This is a genomic window from Natronolimnohabitans sp. A-GB9 (assembly GCF_030848565.1).
Classification (GTDB): Archaea; Halobacteriota; Halobacteria; order Halobacteriales; family Natrialbaceae; genus Natronolimnohabitans.
On the sequence record NZ_JAVDDV010000010.1, the window covers coordinates 13,284 to 28,498 of the forward strand.

The 15,215-nt window shown below is 63.6% G+C and carries 19 protein-coding genes; 5 read left to right on the forward strand and 14 right to left on the reverse strand.

Annotation, left to right across the window (positions count from 1 at the left end; all coding sequences use genetic code 11):
• Positions 1–45: 45 nt before the first annotated feature.
• Positions 46–579, forward strand: a complete 534-nt coding sequence (locus RBH26_RS13570; protein ID WP_306758884.1) for a hypothetical protein — start codon at positions 46–48, stop codon at positions 577–579.
• A gap of 31 nt (positions 580–610) precedes the next feature.
• Here RBH26_RS13570 and RBH26_RS13575 read toward each other — a convergent pair whose 3' ends face one another.
• Positions 611–2,368, reverse strand: coding sequence for a YcaO-like family protein (locus RBH26_RS13575; protein ID WP_306758885.1), 1,758 nt, complete (start codon positions 2,366–2,368; stop codon positions 611–613).
• A 106-nt stretch (positions 2,369–2,474) separates the two neighbouring features.
• On the reverse strand, positions 2,475–3,626 hold the full coding sequence (locus RBH26_RS13580) for an SPFH domain-containing protein (protein ID WP_306758887.1): 1,152 nt from the start codon (positions 3,624–3,626) through the stop codon (positions 2,475–2,477).
• Positions 3,627–3,789: 163 nt separating this feature from the next.
• Between RBH26_RS13580 and RBH26_RS13585 the strand changes: the two genes are divergently transcribed.
• Complete coding sequence (locus tag RBH26_RS13585; protein ID WP_306758888.1) at positions 3,790–3,999, forward strand: hypothetical protein; 210 nt, start codon at positions 3,790–3,792, stop codon at positions 3,997–3,999.
• 3 nt (positions 4,000–4,002) lie between these two features.
• Here RBH26_RS13585 and RBH26_RS13590 read toward each other — a convergent pair whose 3' ends face one another.
• The 6 genes from RBH26_RS13590 to RBH26_RS13615 all read right to left on the reverse strand — a co-directional run bounded on the left by RBH26_RS13590 (position 4,003) and on the right by RBH26_RS13615 (position 7,044).
• Positions 4,003–4,467, reverse strand: a complete 465-nt coding sequence (locus RBH26_RS13590; RefSeq protein ID WP_306758889.1) for an RNA-binding protein — start codon at positions 4,465–4,467, stop codon at positions 4,003–4,005.
• Positions 4,468–4,533: 66 nt separating this feature from the next.
• On the reverse strand, positions 4,534–4,731 hold the full coding sequence (locus tag RBH26_RS13595; RefSeq protein WP_306758890.1) for a DUF1918 domain-containing protein: 198 nt from the start codon (positions 4,729–4,731) through the stop codon (positions 4,534–4,536).
• Between the two features lie 39 nt (positions 4,732–4,770).
• Positions 4,771–5,121, reverse strand: a complete 351-nt coding sequence (locus RBH26_RS13600) for a hypothetical protein (protein WP_306758892.1) — start codon at positions 5,119–5,121, stop codon at positions 4,771–4,773.
• Positions 5,118–5,924: a succinylglutamate desuccinylase/aspartoacylase family protein gene (locus tag RBH26_RS13605; RefSeq protein WP_306758893.1), complete on the reverse strand. Its 807-nt coding sequence runs from the start codon at positions 5,922–5,924 to the stop codon at positions 5,118–5,120. Before RBH26_RS13605 ends, RBH26_RS13600 begins: the two co-directional genes overlap by 4 nt.
• Positions 5,925–6,118: 194 nt before the next feature.
• Positions 6,119–6,292 carry a hypothetical protein gene (locus RBH26_RS13610; protein WP_306758895.1) on the reverse strand — a complete coding sequence of 58 codons (174 nt, stop codon included), beginning with the start codon at positions 6,290–6,292 and terminating at the stop codon, positions 6,119–6,121.
• A 71-nt stretch (positions 6,293–6,363) separates the two neighbouring features.
• Entirely contained in the window at positions 6,364–7,044 is a 681-nt protein-coding gene (locus tag RBH26_RS13615; RefSeq protein ID WP_306758896.1) for a DJ-1/PfpI family protein, read from the reverse strand.
• Positions 7,045–7,197: 153 nt separating this feature from the next.
• Between RBH26_RS13615 and RBH26_RS13620 the strand changes: the two genes are divergently transcribed.
• Positions 7,198–7,665 (forward strand): Hsp20/alpha crystallin family protein, encoded by a 468-nt coding sequence (locus RBH26_RS13620; RefSeq protein WP_306758897.1) that lies wholly within the window; start codon positions 7,198–7,200, stop codon positions 7,663–7,665.
• Positions 7,666–7,930: 265 nt separating this feature from the next.
• Here the strand turns inward: RBH26_RS13620 and RBH26_RS13625 are convergent, their stop codons facing one another.
• The 4 genes from RBH26_RS13625 to RBH26_RS13640 all read right to left on the reverse strand — a co-directional run bounded on the left by RBH26_RS13625 (position 7,931) and on the right by RBH26_RS13640 (position 11,221).
• The gene (locus tag RBH26_RS13625) at positions 7,931–8,935 is read right to left on the reverse strand and encodes a bifunctional oligoribonuclease/PAP phosphatase NrnA (protein ID WP_306758899.1); all 1,005 of its coding nucleotides are present in this window, start codon (positions 8,933–8,935) and stop codon (positions 7,931–7,933) included.
• Positions 8,936–9,087: 152 nt separating this feature from the next.
• A complete protein-coding gene (locus RBH26_RS13630) occupies positions 9,088–10,086 on the reverse strand; it encodes an ornithine cyclodeaminase family protein (RefSeq protein ID WP_306758900.1) in 999 nt (332 codons plus the stop codon).
• Between the two features lie 73 nt (positions 10,087–10,159).
• Positions 10,160–10,375: a hypothetical protein gene (locus tag RBH26_RS13635; protein ID WP_306758901.1), complete on the reverse strand. Its 216-nt coding sequence runs from the start codon at positions 10,373–10,375 to the stop codon at positions 10,160–10,162.
• Positions 10,376–11,020: 645 nt separating this feature from the next.
• On the reverse strand, positions 11,021–11,221 hold the full coding sequence (locus RBH26_RS13640) for a hypothetical protein (RefSeq protein WP_306758902.1): 201 nt from the start codon (positions 11,219–11,221) through the stop codon (positions 11,021–11,023).
• Positions 11,222–11,441: 220 nt separating this feature from the next.
• On the opposite strand from RBH26_RS13640, the gene RBH26_RS13645 reads away from it, so the two are divergent.
• Both RBH26_RS13645 and RBH26_RS13650 read left to right on the forward strand, forming a co-directional pair.
• Positions 11,442–11,792: a winged helix-turn-helix domain-containing protein gene (locus tag RBH26_RS13645; RefSeq protein WP_306758904.1), complete on the forward strand. Its 351-nt coding sequence runs from the start codon at positions 11,442–11,444 to the stop codon at positions 11,790–11,792.
• 68 nt (positions 11,793–11,860) lie between these two features.
• Positions 11,861–12,133, forward strand: a complete 273-nt coding sequence (locus tag RBH26_RS13650) for a hypothetical protein (RefSeq protein WP_306758905.1) — start codon at positions 11,861–11,863, stop codon at positions 12,131–12,133.
• Positions 12,134–12,280: 147 nt separating this feature from the next.
• Here RBH26_RS13650 and RBH26_RS13655 read toward each other — a convergent pair whose 3' ends face one another.
• On the reverse strand, positions 12,281–13,213 hold the full coding sequence (locus RBH26_RS13655) for a hypothetical protein (protein WP_306758906.1): 933 nt from the start codon (positions 13,211–13,213) through the stop codon (positions 12,281–12,283).
• A gap of 329 nt (positions 13,214–13,542) precedes the next feature.
• Entirely contained in the window at positions 13,543–15,066 is a 1,524-nt protein-coding gene (locus RBH26_RS13660; protein WP_306758907.1) for a hypothetical protein, read from the reverse strand.
• Positions 15,067–15,215 lie beyond the last annotated feature (149 nt).

Below are 15,215 nucleotides of genomic sequence, written 5' to 3' on the forward strand. Positions count from 1 at the left end.
CAGCGAAGAGAAACGCCTACGGTCGTCGGTCCCCGATCCTCGAGTGTGAACCGCCGTACGGTACTCGGACTCGCCGGAGCGTCCGTCACCGTCGGGCTCGCGGGTTGTCTCGACGGCGTCCGCGAACACTTCGGTCTACAGGGCGTCATCCCGATCGAGATCCACAACGAAGGCGAGCAATCCCGGAACCTCCACATTCAGGCCAGGGAGCACGAGACGAGTCGCGACAGCTACGAACAGAGCTTTACCGTCACACCGGGCGAGACCGTCGGTCCGCCCCACCTCGACGAGTCGGAACAGAGCTTTCGCGCCGCCATCATCGAAGACGAAGAGCAAGCGACGGTCAGAACGGCCTCGATCACGCCGGATACCTCACTCGTCGTAATCCGTATCTCCGACGACGACCTCGTGGTCGAAGTCCAGCGCGACGACGGCGAGGACGAAATCGCCGACGGCGAAGACGACGATGCGGTCGGCGAAACCGACGTTGACGAGACGGACGACGAAAGCGACGATGCCGAAACGGCCGCAAACGAGACCGAGACCGAAACCGAGACTGACGAAACGGACGAGTCGTAGTCGTCTCGTCCGACCGGGCCGTACGGCCGAGTCAGGGATAGGGGTGGAACGCCCGCTCGAGTCGCGGCTCGAAGCCGAGATCTTCGGGTACCGTCCGCGCCCGGTCGCCGAAGTACGGATCACCGGTAAACAGTGGCTGGGCGCCGGGAACGACGACCCGAACCGCCTCGAAACCGATGCGCTCGACGTCACGGGTCGTCACTCGTGCCGCGAACGGCGTCAGTCCGGCGTCGGTCGTCCGCTCGACGAGTTCCTCGAGTCCGTCCTGTCCCGACGGTGTGGTGTCCGGACCGACGCTCTCTGCTGGGACGGTTCGATCGACGTCGACGAACGACCGTGCGGCCTCGGGGAAGGCGGCGTACTCCGCGATCGCACCCGACGCGTCCTCGGCCTCCTCGGGGCCGAGACTCCGGAGCTCCATCCAGTTCTGTAACGCTTCCTCGAGTGCCGAGCGTACGGCGTCGGTGGCGTCGAGTCCCGCCGCCGAGCCGACGGCAAAGGCCGGCCACTCGTCGTCGGTCGGATCGACGTCCGTGACGTCCGGGTCGCGATGGACTGCCACGGCGACGACGGGGACGTCGATATCCTGCGTGACCAGCAACGGCGTCACCGACAGCCCCTCGCTTCGGGCACGCCGCTCGAGGACGGCGACGCGTTCGTCGTCGACCGCCAGTCCGAGGGGCTCGAACGTCGAGTACCACGCGAGCATCGTCGCGTCGCGTTCGATGACCTCGGTCAGTCCCGACCGGAGCGCGTCGACGGTCGAGGAGCCGAGCCCGAGGCCGGTCGTGATCGACGGGACGAGGGCATCGCCGGGCTGGGGAAACTGGACCGCCGCCGCCGGAAGCTGTGCGGGGTCACCGGTCGCGAGGTTCTCGCCGGGCACCCACCGATACGTCTCGCTCGAGTCAGAGGCGGGTGCGTCGTCAGGTCGGACGAGGTCGGTCGGAGGGATCGCGTTCTCGAGATCGTCCTCGCTCGCGTGGACGAACTCGTCGTCACGGAAGACGCCGGCACAGTAGCGCTCGAGGCCCTCGCCGACGGCTTTCATCAACGCCGCGTTCCAGTCGTCGGCGACGCCTGCGGCCTGGGTCGGTGCGCTGGCATCTGAAAAGCCCTCGGTGTCGGTCGTCGTCGCGAGGTAGTACGGCGCGGGGAACGACTCGACTTCGCCGATCGTCCGGACGACGCCGACGCGATCGTCGATTGCCGCCTCGGCGTGTTCGACGGCCGCCTCGAGTTCAAGCGAGTCGTCGTCGCGTTCGATCGTGCGATCACGGTCGCCGTCCTGGCAGTCACAGCCCGGGACGGGGAGAAACCGACGCCTGTGGTGTGGTAACTCGACGACGTGGCCGATTACGGATTGCTCCTCGCCCGAGAGGACACGGACACACTCCCGACCGGCAAGCGCACCCGCCAGCCGCGCCGCGCTGCGGTCGCCCTGTGCGGTCTCGGCGACCGTCTCTTCGGTCAGGTTCGCGTGGACGCGCTGGCGCAGACAGTCGAAACAGCCCGTCGACGGGGCAAAGCCCGACACTGCAGCGTCGACGTCCGCTATCGGGTGACCGCCGACGCCACCGATCTCGACGGCGATCCACGGCGTTTCGCCGGTCCGCGCCGCGTTGGCCGCCTGCTGGAACGTGGCTGCGCCGGCGACGTCGCTGACGATTCCGAAGCGGGCGTCGGCGAGCTCGTCGGCCGTTGCGTCCCTGACGGTGACGTCGACGTCTCCGAGGGCGGCGACGATCGCCTCTCGGACCGGATCGTCACCGACGACGTGTACGTGCATACGGGTACGATCACAGGCGAACGTCAAAAGCGCCGCGCTCGTTCGCAGCGGATCGACGTCGCGAAAACGGTGACGAGGACCGACCGAGATGCGTCTCTGGGGCCGCTTAACGGCTGTCGGCGTCCGTGTCGGTGTCGGTGTCTGTCTCCTGGCGCGTCTCCGAGATGTCGACGACGTCGCCGGTCTGGGCCGGCATGTCCTCGCCCTCCTGGATCGCTTGGGCCTCCTGTTCCATCGCCTCGACGTCCATCTCGATCTCCTCGATCTCGCCGAGGATTTCGGAAATATCGTCGAGGCCGATCAGTTCGCGGGTTTCCTCGTCGAACTCGAGGCTCTCGAGTTGGCCGTCGGCTTCGGCGACGTCGCTGCCGGTCAGGTGTTTGCCGTAGCGGCCGATCATCGAGGACAGTTCCTGTGGCAGGACGAACGTCGTCGACTCGCTTTGGCCGATCTGTTCGAGGGTCTCCATCCCCTTGTCGATGACTGCGCGTTCGCCCATCGCTTCGGCCGAGCGAGCGCGCAACACGGTCGAAATCGAGTCACCCTGGGCCTCGAGGATCTGGCTCTGTTTCTCACCCTGTGCGCGGATGATCTCACTTTGCTTGTCACCTTCGGCCTTCTCGACGGCGCTGCGGCGTTCACCTTGGGCCTCGAGGATCATCGCGCGGCGTTTGCGCTCCGCGGAGGTCTGTTGTTCCATCGCGCCCTTGACGTCACGCGACGGCGTCACTTCCCGAACCTCGACGCTCTCGACGCGAATCCCCCACTCGTCGGTCGGTTCGTCCAGTTCTTGCCGAATGCGTTCGTTGATCGTCTCCCGTCGACTGAGTGTATCGTCGAGTTCCATATCGCCGATGACCGCACGGAGGGTCGTCTGGGAGAGGTTCGAGACCGCTCGCTTGTAGTCGTCGACCTCGAGGAACGCGCGTTTGGCGTCCATCACCCGAATGTAGACGACGGCGTCGGCGGTGACCGGCGAGTTGTCCCGCGTGATCGCCTCCTGGCTCGGCACGTCGATCGTCTGGGTTCGCATATCGAACGTGTACACCCGCGAGACGAACGGCGGGACGATGTTCAGTCCGGGTTCGAGCAGTTTCCGATACTCGCCGAGGACCGTGAGTGCACCCCTGTCGTAGGCGTCGACGATCTCGACCATCGACCAGACGGTCGCGATCACGACGGCGACCACGAGCGCACCGACGAACAACAGCGCGTCACCTGTCTGTAGCGGCAGAGGTGTGAGTTCGAGTGACACCATCATGTGATAAACGGACCCAAGGCGAATAACGCTTTGCCCAACACGGGAGCAGCCGTCGGCCGGGGATACAGAGTCGCCGCGTCGATCGTTACAACGGACCGTATCGGCGACCCGACGCCTGCAAGCCACCACGGTTTGTCAGTCCTCGGCGTGATATCGACCGATGGCGACGACACGTACTCGCTCCGACCGCACCGAACTGCTGAAAAACGCGGGCGTCGTTACGACGGCAATCGACGGCCTGATCGAACTTACGAAAGGGCGTCGGAAAAGCGGTCTCCTGTTGCTTGGCGCCGCCGCCGTCTCCTCACGAATTCCTGGCTTCGGAACGGCCGTTTCCGTCCTGTTGCGTGCGTACCGCCGACTCCGGTAGCCGTTACGCTCCTGGCTCCTCGTCGCGCAGTCGCTCGAGGACCGCTTCGGCGTTCTCGACGGCCTGGTCTTTCTTCGCGGGGTAGGCCTCGACCTTCCCACGGAACGTGATCCCCTCGCCCAGGCGGACGTCGCCCTCGAAGGCGGCTTGCTTGTCGAGTCGCAAGAAGAGTTCGGTGTTTTCGGTAACCCGATCGTCGAGTTCGTCGATCAGGTCGTCCAAGTTCTCGAGGTCGGCGAGTCGCGAGAGGACATGCCGGACGTCGTCGGCGTTCTCGACGCGGGCCGAGAGGACGAGGATGCGGTCGCCGTAGTGGCCTTCGCTCTCGACGCGCTCGATCTCGAACGGTTCGTCTTCCTCGCCCTCGTCGGGGAGAAACGTCCGCAGCGCCTCTTCGACGCGTTTCTCATCCTCGGTGGCGTAACAGAACGTGCGTAAGTCGACGTAGTGAAGCGGGATCTGTGGCATCTGACCTCTCTGAAACCTGATCGAAATACGCGCCGATACCAGGTCGTGGCGCGGTGACTCGAGTCGTTATTCGTCGTCTGCGTCCTCGTCGGCCGCCTCGAGAGCGTCCTCGGGGACGCCGGTCTCCTGACCGTCCTCGAAGCTGATCGTGTAGGTGACGTCGCCGAACATCGACTCCATCGTCTGCGTGATGGTGCCGGTCTCGCCGTCGAATTCGCTGTGCTCGTCGTGTAAGACGACGCGGTCGTCTTCCTCGAAGCTCATAACCAACGCTTCCCCGCCATCGCGTAAAAAGGGACTGATTCAGTTCGCGTCGCCGTCACGGACACTCGAGTCCGTCGTTGCGGCGAACCATCGCTCGTAGCCGAACCCGACCGCGACTGCTACCCCGTAGCTGCCGGCCAGAAACGGCAGCCAGTAGAGCCAGAACTCGAACCGCGGGGCGACGGCGTTACCGATCGCCGTCCCGACCGTAAACAGCAGGTAGCCCGGCAGCGCAAGCGGGGAGAACAGCGACGCGTCGTGCCAGCCGATCGCGAACGGGACGACCAGCAACGCGTACGTCACGACCGTTGCCGGACTCGTGGCGGCGCGCCGAAGCGAAGCGGCGTATCGTCGACCGTCGAGAGTCGCCGGGTTTCCGCCGTCAGTCATGCGCGATCACCGTCGAGCAGTCCGTGCATCGCGAGGACGTGAGCCGTCGCCAGCCGCGTCGTCTCGACTTTCGTCTCGTGATCGAGCAGGAACGCCGTCGTCTCGAAGAGATAGGCGCTGGCTCCGAGCTCCCGGGCAGCGTGTTGGAACAGCAACGAGCCCGACTCGTTCGTCTCCTGGGCCCGAAACCGGTGAAACGGCAGGTACCAGGGGACGGCGTCCGAATCGAGGCGGTCGGCGAGTTCCGCGCCGCGGGCCTCCGGCGAGTGGAAGACCGCCTGACCGACGTACTCCCGGTGGAGGCCGTAGACACCAAGCGACCGGTGGAGGTCGAGGACGACGTCGGGCTCGTGTCGTTCGACGGCGTCCCAGATGCCGCGTGCGAGTTCGCTACGTAACTCGCCGTCGGCCGGGAAGTGGCGGTTCAGATCGCCGTCGATACCCTCCCGTTCGTTGGCCTCGACGGCCACGCGATCGGTCTCGGGGACGACGACCAGCGTCCCCGCGTCGGGATGCCAGTCGGTGGCTTCGTGGGCGACCTCGATCCCGCTTCGTTCGTCGCCGTGGACGCCGCCGAAGACCATCGCCGTCGGTCCGTCCTGTGGTGCCTCGATGGCGTACAGCATCGTCTCGTGGTCGGTGCCCGAGAGCAGCTGCTCTGTGGTCGTACTGGCCGTGCCTGCATCGCCGGGCTCACGGGCCGCAGTCAGCAGTTCCTCGTTGCTCGAGGGACGACTCACGACACCGGCCGTAGCCGCACCGAGCAGTACGCCGCCGGCTGCCAGAAACGTGCGACGTCGCATCGGTCGACCGATGGGCGCACTGGTACAAGCACGTTCCCATCGACGACTGACTGTTTAGTCCTCCGACATCTGCGATCTGTTAGTTGTAGTCGAAACTGACGCGGTTTACATAGTAACAGGAGAAAGCCCACGGCTTCAGCCGTGTGGAGGAGGTCAAACGCCGATCGCGTTGGGACCGTCGTACGCAGGCGAGTTCATCGCCTGTTCTCGAGTGCGACGACGGTATCGGACATGAGCCACGCGTCGTCGTTGTCGGCGTCCTCGATACTGAGGGCAAAAAACGACTCGCGGCCGTCGTCGACCGTAATTCGGTAGCTGCGACTCTCTAGCTGGGACTGTACGGACGGGTTCGATTCGACAGGGACCACATCTACTCTCAGGAATCGCCGCGTATAACGGACTCGGTCGGCAGGCGTTGTAGCGCGACGAGCGGTTCGGCTCAGCTCTCGAGTTCCTCGAGCAGCGTCTCGGCCGCCGCACTCGAGGACTCGGGGCCGCGGGCGGTGAGCAAGTCACCGTCGACGGTAACGCTTACGTCCTGCTCGAGTTCGGCGTTCCAGTTGCCGCCGGCGGCGGTGACCTCGTCTTCGACCCAGTAGGGGAGTTTCCGGCCGCTGGGCATGACGTCGTTCTCGTCGACGATCTCCGCTTCCCACTCGTTAGGGAAGCCGGTGACGTCGCGTCCGCCGACGAGCAGGTCGCCGTCGCTGGTACGGGTAAACGCGAGGATGCCAACGGCGTGGCAGACGACCAGTGCCTTGCCGTCGTCGCCGTCGACGGCGTCGCGCAGGAGCCGTCGAGCATCGTGGTCCTGGTTGACGTCCCACTCGGTACCGTGGCCGCCGGGGAAGACGACAGCATCGTAGTCGTCGGCGTCGGCCCGGGCTGTCGGGATCGGATCGTTCAATCGGTCGTCGGTCTCGTGGACCTCGCGGACGTGTTCGGCGGTCTCCTCGCCGACCTCGTCGGGATCGATCGACGTCTCGTCGATCTCCGGCGGTCCGCCCGACGGCGTTGCGACCGTGATCTCGACGCCCGCGTCCGACAGCGTCTCGAGCGGTTCGACGCACTCTTCTCCCCAGTAGCCTTCCTCGCTGACGACGAATAGTGCAGACGTCATTGTCGTGTCGCGGTAGGGACGGGGCCCTAAAAACGGCCAGCCCCTCCCTCGGTTCTGCCGCAATCGCTCGGACCGATATATTCATTTTTCCGACAGTCAGGTGCCCCGAGAGTGAGGCTTTTTCGCTGCCGACGGCGAATAACATGGTAGACAATGACAGATAGAAGAGGGACCCTCGACGGTCTCGAGGAACTGTTCGAACGACTGAACCGACAGCTCGAGACTGCTGCCCGGACGTGGGAGTCGGAACTGGAGAGACGGAGCCAACTCGACCTCTCGATGGGCGGTGTGGCGACGCGGCTGGATCTGGCCGATCACGGCGACGCGTTCGTCGTGACGGTCGACGTCCCCGGCTACGAGACCGACGACCTGGCGTGTCGGCTCCGTGGCCAGACCCTGCAGATCAGCGGCGAACGCGAACGAACGCTCGAGGACGAGACCACCGAGGACGGGACGTATCTCCGCCGCGAGCGCGAGACACGGTCGTTCACCCGGGAGATCGACCTCCCCGAGCCAGTCGACGCCGACGACGTGACGGCATCGGTCACAAACGGCATCCTGACCGTTCGACTCCCCAAACTGGAACCGACCGAGAGCGCACGCACGATCGACATCGAGTAACCCGACGGCTCGAAGAGCTCCGAGCGTCCACTCCCGTCGACCCCGCTACCAGACGTGTGCTCGCATCGACTGGCGCGCGGTCATACGGTCTGCTGTCGTCATACTCCTGGTCATGGTCCATTTAGCGTGACTACTGCCAGAATGGCGTTTGAGGGTATGTTTCGGTAGAATCTGGCCACCGCGTGTTAACTAAATTATGACCAGGAGTATCAGTTACCGCCGATCGCCGACCGCGTCCTGACGATCAGCGGGACAGCAGTCCGTATCAGTGGTCATCGTCGAGGTTCAGCGCGTCGAAGAACCGACGCGTGAGCCGACCGCCGGCGAACTCGAGGAGTTCGTCGGTATCGTCGCCCTCGTCGGCGAACAGCCCGAGTTCGATCCGGCCGCCGGCCATGTCGTGGTGGCCACCAACTGCGCCGAGTTCGCCGAAGGCAGTCTGGAGCGTCTCCCCGATGTGGACCCGCGGATCGATCGAGCGGGCGCTCAGCCGGATCGCATCGCCGACGATCCCGTAGACGAGGACGGTGTCGACGCCCTCGAGGTTCAGCAGGTAGTCCGCGGCCTGTGGGAGCGCATCGCTCTCGCCGGTCTTGCCGGCGCTCGCGACGAGCGAGGAGCCCCGGCGCTCACGGGTGGCGATCGCCCGCCCGATCGCGTCGAGGGTTCCCGGCGAGAACGCGCTGCCGTACAGCTGTTCTAACGTCTCGAGGTCGGCGTCGGGATACACTGTGAGGGCGGCTTCGTACTCCAGTCGGGTCGGTTCGCGGACGAAGTCGAGTCGCTCCCGGTGGAGGGCAAAGAGCAGCGCCGACGCGAGTCGCACCGTCAGTTCGGTCTCCAGTTCGCGGAGGTACTCGATGAAGATCGTCGCGGTCGCACCGATTCGGGTGCGGACGTCTTCGAAGGTCGCATCGACCGTCTCGCCGGGGTGGTGGTCGACGACGATCTCCGGCGTGACGTCCGCCGACAGTTCGGTGTTCTGACCGGGCTGGGAGTGATCGACGAAGCCGAGACAGTCGTAGTCTTCGATCGTGGTGGTTTCGAGCGGCTCGAGGGAGATATCGAGCATGTTGATGAACGCCCGGTTTTGCTGATGGGAGATCTCCCCACCGTAGGTGATCGTCACGTCCTCGACGCCGTGGTCCGTGGCGATCGCCTCGAGGGCCAACGCGCTGGCGAGACAGTCCGGGTCCGGATTGTCGTGACAGACGATCGCCAGTGACGCCGTCGTCTCGAGGACGGACACGAGCTCGGCCGCACGGGACATAGACCGGAATACGGGAGCGAGACGCTTGAACTTCGTGTCGGAACGCGCCGTCCGCAAGTGGGACCACGACATCAAATCGGTGGCCGACAGAGGTATCGACGGGACGGGCCGTGAGACGCGCTCGGATCGGTATATCGTTACAGCAATCCGTATCAATTACCGGTCAGCGCGTCGCTCGCCGGCGCGAACTCGATCGTTCGACCGACGTCCTCGCGGACGGCGCGCTCGTAGAGCATGTACGCCGCGGCGACGGTCTCGATTCCCGTTCCGCCGCTGTCGAAGACGGTGATTTGGTCGTCGCTCGTCCGGCCCGGCGCCTCGCCGGCGACGATCTCGCCCAGTTCCGCGTGGATGTCCCCCTCCGTAACGGCGCCCTCCTGGACGGCCAGCAGGAACTCCCCCGAGTCAAACGTCGCCCGGTCGCGCAGGTCGGGGACGTAGGTCGCTCGCTCGATGGTCGTCGTGTCTAGTTCGCGTTTCTCCGGCGAGTACTGACCCATCGCCGTTACGTGGGTCCCGGGATCGAGGGTTTCACCGTCGAAGACGGGCTCGCTCGCTCGAGTGGCCGTGATCACCACGTCTGCGCCGGAGACGGCAGCGTCACTCGAGTCGACAGCCCGGACGTCGGCGGCGAGCTCGTCGTCGAAGTCGACGGCGAATGCCTCGCGGCTCTCGGGAGTTGGCGAGTAGACACGAACCTCGTCGAACTCCCGGACGGTTGCAGTCGCTCGAAGCTGGCCACGGGCCTGAGCGCCGCTACCGATGACGGCGAGGGTGGTGCTATCCTCGCGGGCCAGTTCGTCGATGGCGACGGCCCCGGCAGCGCCGGTCTTGTGGGGGTTCATGCTCGCTCCGTCGAGCAGGGCAAGCGGTGCGCCGCTGTCGGCGTCGAACAGCGGCGTCATGAACCACGCGTCCTCGGCGCCGAAGCCGGCGGTGTACATGTAGCCGCCCATCGCGCCGGTGTCGGGAAGCACGGCGGCGTAGCTGGTGAGCATCCCCACGGGGTCGGTCCGGAAGAACTTCGACCGCGGCTGGGCGGGAGCGCCCTCGCCGCGCTGGCAGTACCCCTCGCGGACGGCCGCCACGTAGTCGGCCGGTTTCGCGAGGTCGGTAACGTCGTCGCTCGAGAGAAACAGGGTGTCGGTCACGAGAGAGAACGGAACGCGAACGGAGATAAAAGACGGGGGGGGGAGGAGAGAAAGGGAAGAGCGCAGTTCGTGATCAGTCCGCGTTAAGCGGCGGACGCGCAGATTTGGGCTCCTCGGAGCTGTCGGCCGGCGTGTTGACGAACATCGCGTGACCGATGATCACCATCGCGACGAAAGCGCCGGCAGGCACCGCAGCCGTCAACGAGATGCCCACGAGCGTGAGGGCTGCGGTGATTCCGAGCAGTGCGACTGGGATGAGGCCAAGAACAATGTCGTAATATCCAGTCATAATCTATGCTATAGTATGGGAAATAGGCATATAAGCGTTTCCCATAATTACCTGATACTGGATCTATTTCTAATTTGTATTTGCTGCGTTGGATACTCATAACTTATGAGGTGGTTATTTCGGGATTTCGAACCTGATATTTTTAGCAACCGACGACACTGTTCGGTTCGATGACTGATATTAGATTGCGAGAGTGTACTGCTAACCACCCGATGGAACGGGAACGATATTGGTAACATATACAATAAGTAGTAAATAATACATAATGGTCGTATATTTACTTTATTTCGGCCGTACTAACGGTGTATTCGGTTCGTGACAATTTCAGTGAGCGGTCCGATGAGAAACTCGATGAGACGTACTCCATCGCAGTCCAGTACCCATCCCGTCGGCGAACACGGGGAGAATACAGATCCTGTCTCGCAGTAGGAAGAACGAACGCGGAATCGTCCAGACGGTATCGAGTTGACGCTACCGACCGAGTCTCGCCCGACGCCCGACGAATCGTCCGCCGATGCCGGGCAAACGTTTCCGGTGGCCGAAACCGGCGAGTAGCCCGTCTTCGTCGCTGCACGTCCAATTATGGTCGCGTTTTGGCTCCTCGAGACACGATCGGACGAAAGCGAATAGCGAACTCGCGAAACGTTATGCGTTGTTCATCCGCTTGCTCTCACGATTCCCACAGCGGACACACTCCCGGACTCGGTACGGCTCTCGAGAGAATTGGGCGGTCTCCTCGTCGCCACCTTCGGTTACGAGCTGTATGGACACCTCGTGGAGCGTATCGGTTCCACAGACGTCACACGGTTCGGTCCGCCCGTTTGATACGCCATCAGTCGTTGCCATACATGAATTTCACGTCCCATCGACATATATCATCGCCAGTGACTTCGGTCGAGGAAAAGAGGTATATATAGGTGTTTTCACGAACTGAAAACACCGGCTCGAAGCGGCGTCTTCGGACGAGAGTCGAGCGGCCATTGACACCCAGCTGATTATATTTGAAACCGATACTGTCTCTTTTACTCGGAAAACCTTTAGCGGAGAACTTCCAAGGCGACTACGTATGGACGACGAATCCTCTATCGAGGAGATTCTCAACACGATCGGGGACGAGCACGCTCGCACCGTCCTCGCCTCGATCAGCCGCGAGCCCGGTTCCGCAAAGGAACTCGCGGAGCGGCTCGATCTCTCCCAGCCGACGATCTACCGGCGTCTCGAGGTTCTCGAAGCGAACGATCTCATCCAGGACCGAACGCTCGTCGCCGACGACGGGAACCACTACAAGGAGTATACGTGTAACTTCAACAGCACGGTCATCTCCTTGGAAGACGACGAATACGACGTCCGTATCTTCCGGGAGGAGAACCTCCAGGACCGATTCACGCAGCTCTGGGACGAACTGGGCGTGAAGTGACCGATAGCTTCCATGACCGTTCACACCACAACCGATCGGACGCCGACAGCAGAGGACGGTGAGATCGGATGACTGGGATCACCGACGCGATCCTCATGCTGATGCAGATGGCCGTTTTCGCCCTCTCGCTTGGCCTGACACTCATCAGCTTTCAGTCGTACAGACAGCGCCAATCGAAGCGACTCGAGTCTGCGTTCATCGGGTTCGCGTTTCTCAGTATGGGCGTCGGGTTCACGACGATCACCTCACAGCTGTCCGGTCCGATGACGCTCTTTTATATCGTCGAGACGGTTCCGTTTATCGTCGGCTTCGGGATGCTTTATCTCTCTCTGTACCGGTGATCGATCGACACGGTCGTCCGGTGACATTCTCGATCATGGTAATACTGTCGGACAGCGGTCCGTTTCATACGGACTACTGTACGTCGGTACCGGCGCAACCGCGACCCGGGCTGGGACTGCGCCGGGAAATCGGTACAGCAATCCGTCTCAGTCGCCGGCGTCGTTCTCCCAGTCCGACTCGAGATCCGTGAGACACGTCTCGGCGTGTGGGTTTCCGTGTGTAATGCCGGCGACGGCGTAATCGTCCTGGTCGGTCGTCAGTCCGGTGATGACCGTCCCGTACTCACCGTAGTCGGGTACCGAAACGACGAGTTCGTCGCCGTTTTCTGAGACGCCGCCGTCGTCCTCGATCTCGAAGACGACCGTCTCGACGCCCGACGCATCGACGTCCTCGCCGATCGTGACGCCGTCCTCGATTACGGTGTTTCCGTACCCCGCCTCGTCGTAGAACCCAGTGCTCGCGTAGACCACGTCGCCGTCCTCGAAGTCGCCGTTGACCGTCGCCCGCCTACAGGAGTCGAACGTAACGCCCGCGTCGGGATCGTCACCGTTCGCGTCGGCCTCGACGACGACCGTCTCGGTGGCTTCGTCGGCGCCCGTATCGACTTCGACGGGGAACGCCTCGCTGTCGCCCGTCGGCTCGCCGGCCTGGAACTCGAGGCCGAGGTCGACGGTCTCTCCCGGCTCGAGAGTCAGTCGTTCGCTGTCCTCGATCTGCGGATCGTGGCCGACGACGAGTTCGACGTCGGTGGTCCCGCGCTCGTCGCCGACGTTTGCGATCGTCGCGGCGACCTCGAGTGACTCCCCGCCACCGATCGGCGAGTTCGTCGTCATCGACGTCACTTCGAACGTCGCCGGCGTCGACTCGGCATCGTCGGTGTCGGCCTCGCCGTTACCGGCGTCGCTCTCTCCGTCCGACGCCTCGGCGGTGACCTCGCCGTCGTCCTCGAGATCGACCGTTTCGTCTGCGTCTCTGCCGTCGCTCGACTCTGCTTCGTTTCCGGCACTATCGTCCAGACAGCCGGCAGCGCCGATTCCGATTCCGACTCCCGTCGTCGCGATGAACGTTCGACGTTCCATACCGACCCCATCGCAGTCGTCCCACATCAAATTGTATCCAATCTGTTAGGTTCAGATACTTTCATCAGCGCTTATCTGACCTGTTTTCGTCAGCGTATAACGAGCTGTGTCGACTTTCAGAGACTGCAGCAAGACCAGCGTACGGGATCGTCTCTTCGTCTTATACTGCTGGACTGCACACACCGATCGCACTCGAGACGCGCTGACGACAGGAGACCGTATGACCGTTGTCCGGTAGTAGTAGCGATCGAAACGCCACGGATCCGTTCGATACCCGTTTGCAGGGACTACGGGTCGAGACCGAATCGTCGTGGCGGGCCTCGCGGGGGTCACGTCCACCGTGAAATCGGCTCGCCACTCCGGGACCGACGAACGTACTCGTCGTGCATCTCCTCGACGGCGTCGGTAAACTGCTTGCCGTCCTCGAGGTGCTCGCGAATCCGCTCGAGTTTCCATCGGCTGGGCGTCGTTCGGTCGCGCCAGCGCGTCTCGAGCGGCGAGAGGTAGTCGTCGATCGTCGACGTCGAGACGTCCTGCTCGCGGAGACCGCGGCGGGCAAACGAGAAGAGTTCGTCGTAGATCACGTTCCGGTCGGTCGTCCGCTCGCCGTCGGCGTCGATCCACGCGAGGTCGGCCTCGAGCCCGTCCTCGACCGCTGCATAGAAGCTCCGTTCGGCGGCGTCGCGCTCGAGGGTTGCGAGTGGATGGTCGGCCGCGACGAGCCCACAGAGGAGGCCGCTGATCAAACACTGGAAGCCGACGATTTCGTCGATCGTCGGCTGTGTGGGAAGCGGCCGGTACTCGAGGCGCATCGACCAGCAATCGCCCGTTCCAACCGGCTGGCCGCCGATGACGGTCCGGAGCCAACGCCAGTAGGTACCGCGTTTGTGGTCGAGTTCCCAGAACCGGTCGCCGAACGTTTCCCGGTCACCGTCTCTTACCCACTCGCGGAGAAACGGGGCACACGTCGGATCGGCGACGAGTCGGTCGACGGTGTCGGTCGCGTCTGTGAGATCACGCGGCATACGAACCTTCTCCCAGGCGTGGTTGATCGACATCTCGAACACCGGGATCCGGAGTTCGTGATAGGTTTCCTCGAGGAGTCGTTTCGGCTCGTCATCGTCGTCGAAGGCGTACAGATCCGGCGGTAACAGCGGCGAGTTCGTCGCCAGCGCGAGCACCGGTCCGAGCGTCCGGAGCGCGAGGTTGTAGTAGCGCGGAAACGACGCCACGTCGGGGATCTGGACGTGGGGTTGGATCGAACTCGTAAGCGACTCGAACAACAGCGACGGAAACTCACAGTCGACACCCGTCACCGAGAGCGTAATCGCCCCCGTCGTCTCCCCCAGAATATCGTTGTCGATCGCGTAGTAGCGCGGCGATGGCGTCATGTTCTCGGCGATCGTCACGTCCTCGCGCTCGGTCGTGGCCGTGAGATACGAATGGGTCCCCTCGGGTGGCGGACACGTCCACATCGCGTCCAAAACGATCTCGAGGCCCGCGTCGTCGGCCGCGTTCTGGACGTCACGGTATTGCTGTCGGAGCTGTGACGCCTGTGCATCGATCCCCGCCTCGTCGAACGCCGTCGCCGTCGTGTTGAGTTCGACGTTGTGCATGCCGAGTTCCCGCTCACAGCCTGCCTCGAAGACGTCGTCTGGGACTCGAGCGAGCCGTCCCGCGTCGTCGATGGCGTATGCCTCGAGTTCGAGACCGAGGCCGAAGCCGGGGCTGTCGAGCCGGCCCGACCGCAGGGCGTCGGTGAGACGAAGGGCCTGTTCGTCGACGCGGCGGTCGAACTCGCGTTGCGTCTCCTCACGCAGTGATCGATCGACGAGGTCGATCGGATCCGCCATTGTAGACCGTACTCGAGCCAGTCGCTTAGAGGGTGGTGTATGTACGTACTCGAGACGGTCGCTTCGGCGAGAGTATCGGCGTTGGGACCGGCGTTCGGTCAAGCCGTGTCGGCGTTCCGTGATTCCCTGACCGAAACGCCGGTCGCAGC

What these genes read in the sequence shown, in the direction of transcription:
- RBH26_RS13595 (WP_306758890.1), bottom strand. Translation starts at nt 4,731, where the DNA reads ATGAGCTTCGAGGAAGACGACCGCGTCGTCTTACACGACGAGCACAGC.
- RBH26_RS13615 (WP_306758896.1), bottom strand. Translation starts at nt 7,044, where the DNA reads ATGACGTCTGCACTATTCGTCGTCAGCGAGGAAGGCTACTGGGGAGAA.
- RBH26_RS13655 (WP_306758906.1), bottom strand. Translation starts at nt 13,213, where the DNA reads ATGGAACGTCGAACGTTCATCGCGACGACGGGAGTCGGAATCGGAATC.
- RBH26_RS13660 (WP_306758907.1), bottom strand. Translation starts at nt 15,066, where the DNA reads ATGGCGGATCCGATCGACCTCGTCGATCGATCACTGCGTGAGGAGACG.
- RBH26_RS13625 (WP_306758899.1), bottom strand. Translation starts at nt 8,935, where the DNA reads ATGTCCCGTGCGGCCGAGCTCGTGTCCGTCCTCGAGACGACGGCGTCA.
- RBH26_RS13650 (WP_306758905.1), top strand. Translation starts at nt 11,861, where the DNA reads ATGACTGGGATCACCGACGCGATCCTCATGCTGATGCAGATGGCCGTT.
- RBH26_RS13590 (WP_306758889.1), bottom strand. Translation starts at nt 4,467, where the DNA reads ATGCCACAGATCCCGCTTCACTACGTCGACTTACGCACGTTCTGTTAC.
- RBH26_RS13620 (WP_306758897.1), top strand. Translation starts at nt 7,198, where the DNA reads ATGACAGATAGAAGAGGGACCCTCGACGGTCTCGAGGAACTGTTCGAA.
- RBH26_RS13645 (WP_306758904.1), top strand. Translation starts at nt 11,442, where the DNA reads ATGGACGACGAATCCTCTATCGAGGAGATTCTCAACACGATCGGGGAC.
- RBH26_RS13585 (WP_306758888.1), top strand. Translation starts at nt 3,790, where the DNA reads ATGGCGACGACACGTACTCGCTCCGACCGCACCGAACTGCTGAAAAAC.
- RBH26_RS13605 (WP_306758893.1), bottom strand. Translation starts at nt 5,924, where the DNA reads ATGCGACGTCGCACGTTTCTGGCAGCCGGCGGCGTACTGCTCGGTGCG.
- RBH26_RS13600 (WP_306758892.1), bottom strand. Translation starts at nt 5,121, where the DNA reads ATGACTGACGGCGGAAACCCGGCGACTCTCGACGGTCGACGATACGCC.
- RBH26_RS13580 (WP_306758887.1), bottom strand. Translation starts at nt 3,626, where the DNA reads ATGGTGTCACTCGAACTCACACCTCTGCCGCTACAGACAGGTGACGCG.
- RBH26_RS13635 (WP_306758901.1), bottom strand. Translation starts at nt 10,375, where the DNA reads ATGACTGGATATTACGACATTGTTCTTGGCCTCATCCCAGTCGCACTG.
- RBH26_RS13640 (WP_306758902.1), bottom strand. Translation starts at nt 11,221, where the DNA reads ATGGCAACGACTGATGGCGTATCAAACGGGCGGACCGAACCGTGTGAC.
- RBH26_RS13575 (WP_306758885.1), bottom strand. Translation starts at nt 2,368, where the DNA reads ATGCACGTACACGTCGTCGGTGACGATCCGGTCCGAGAGGCGATCGTC.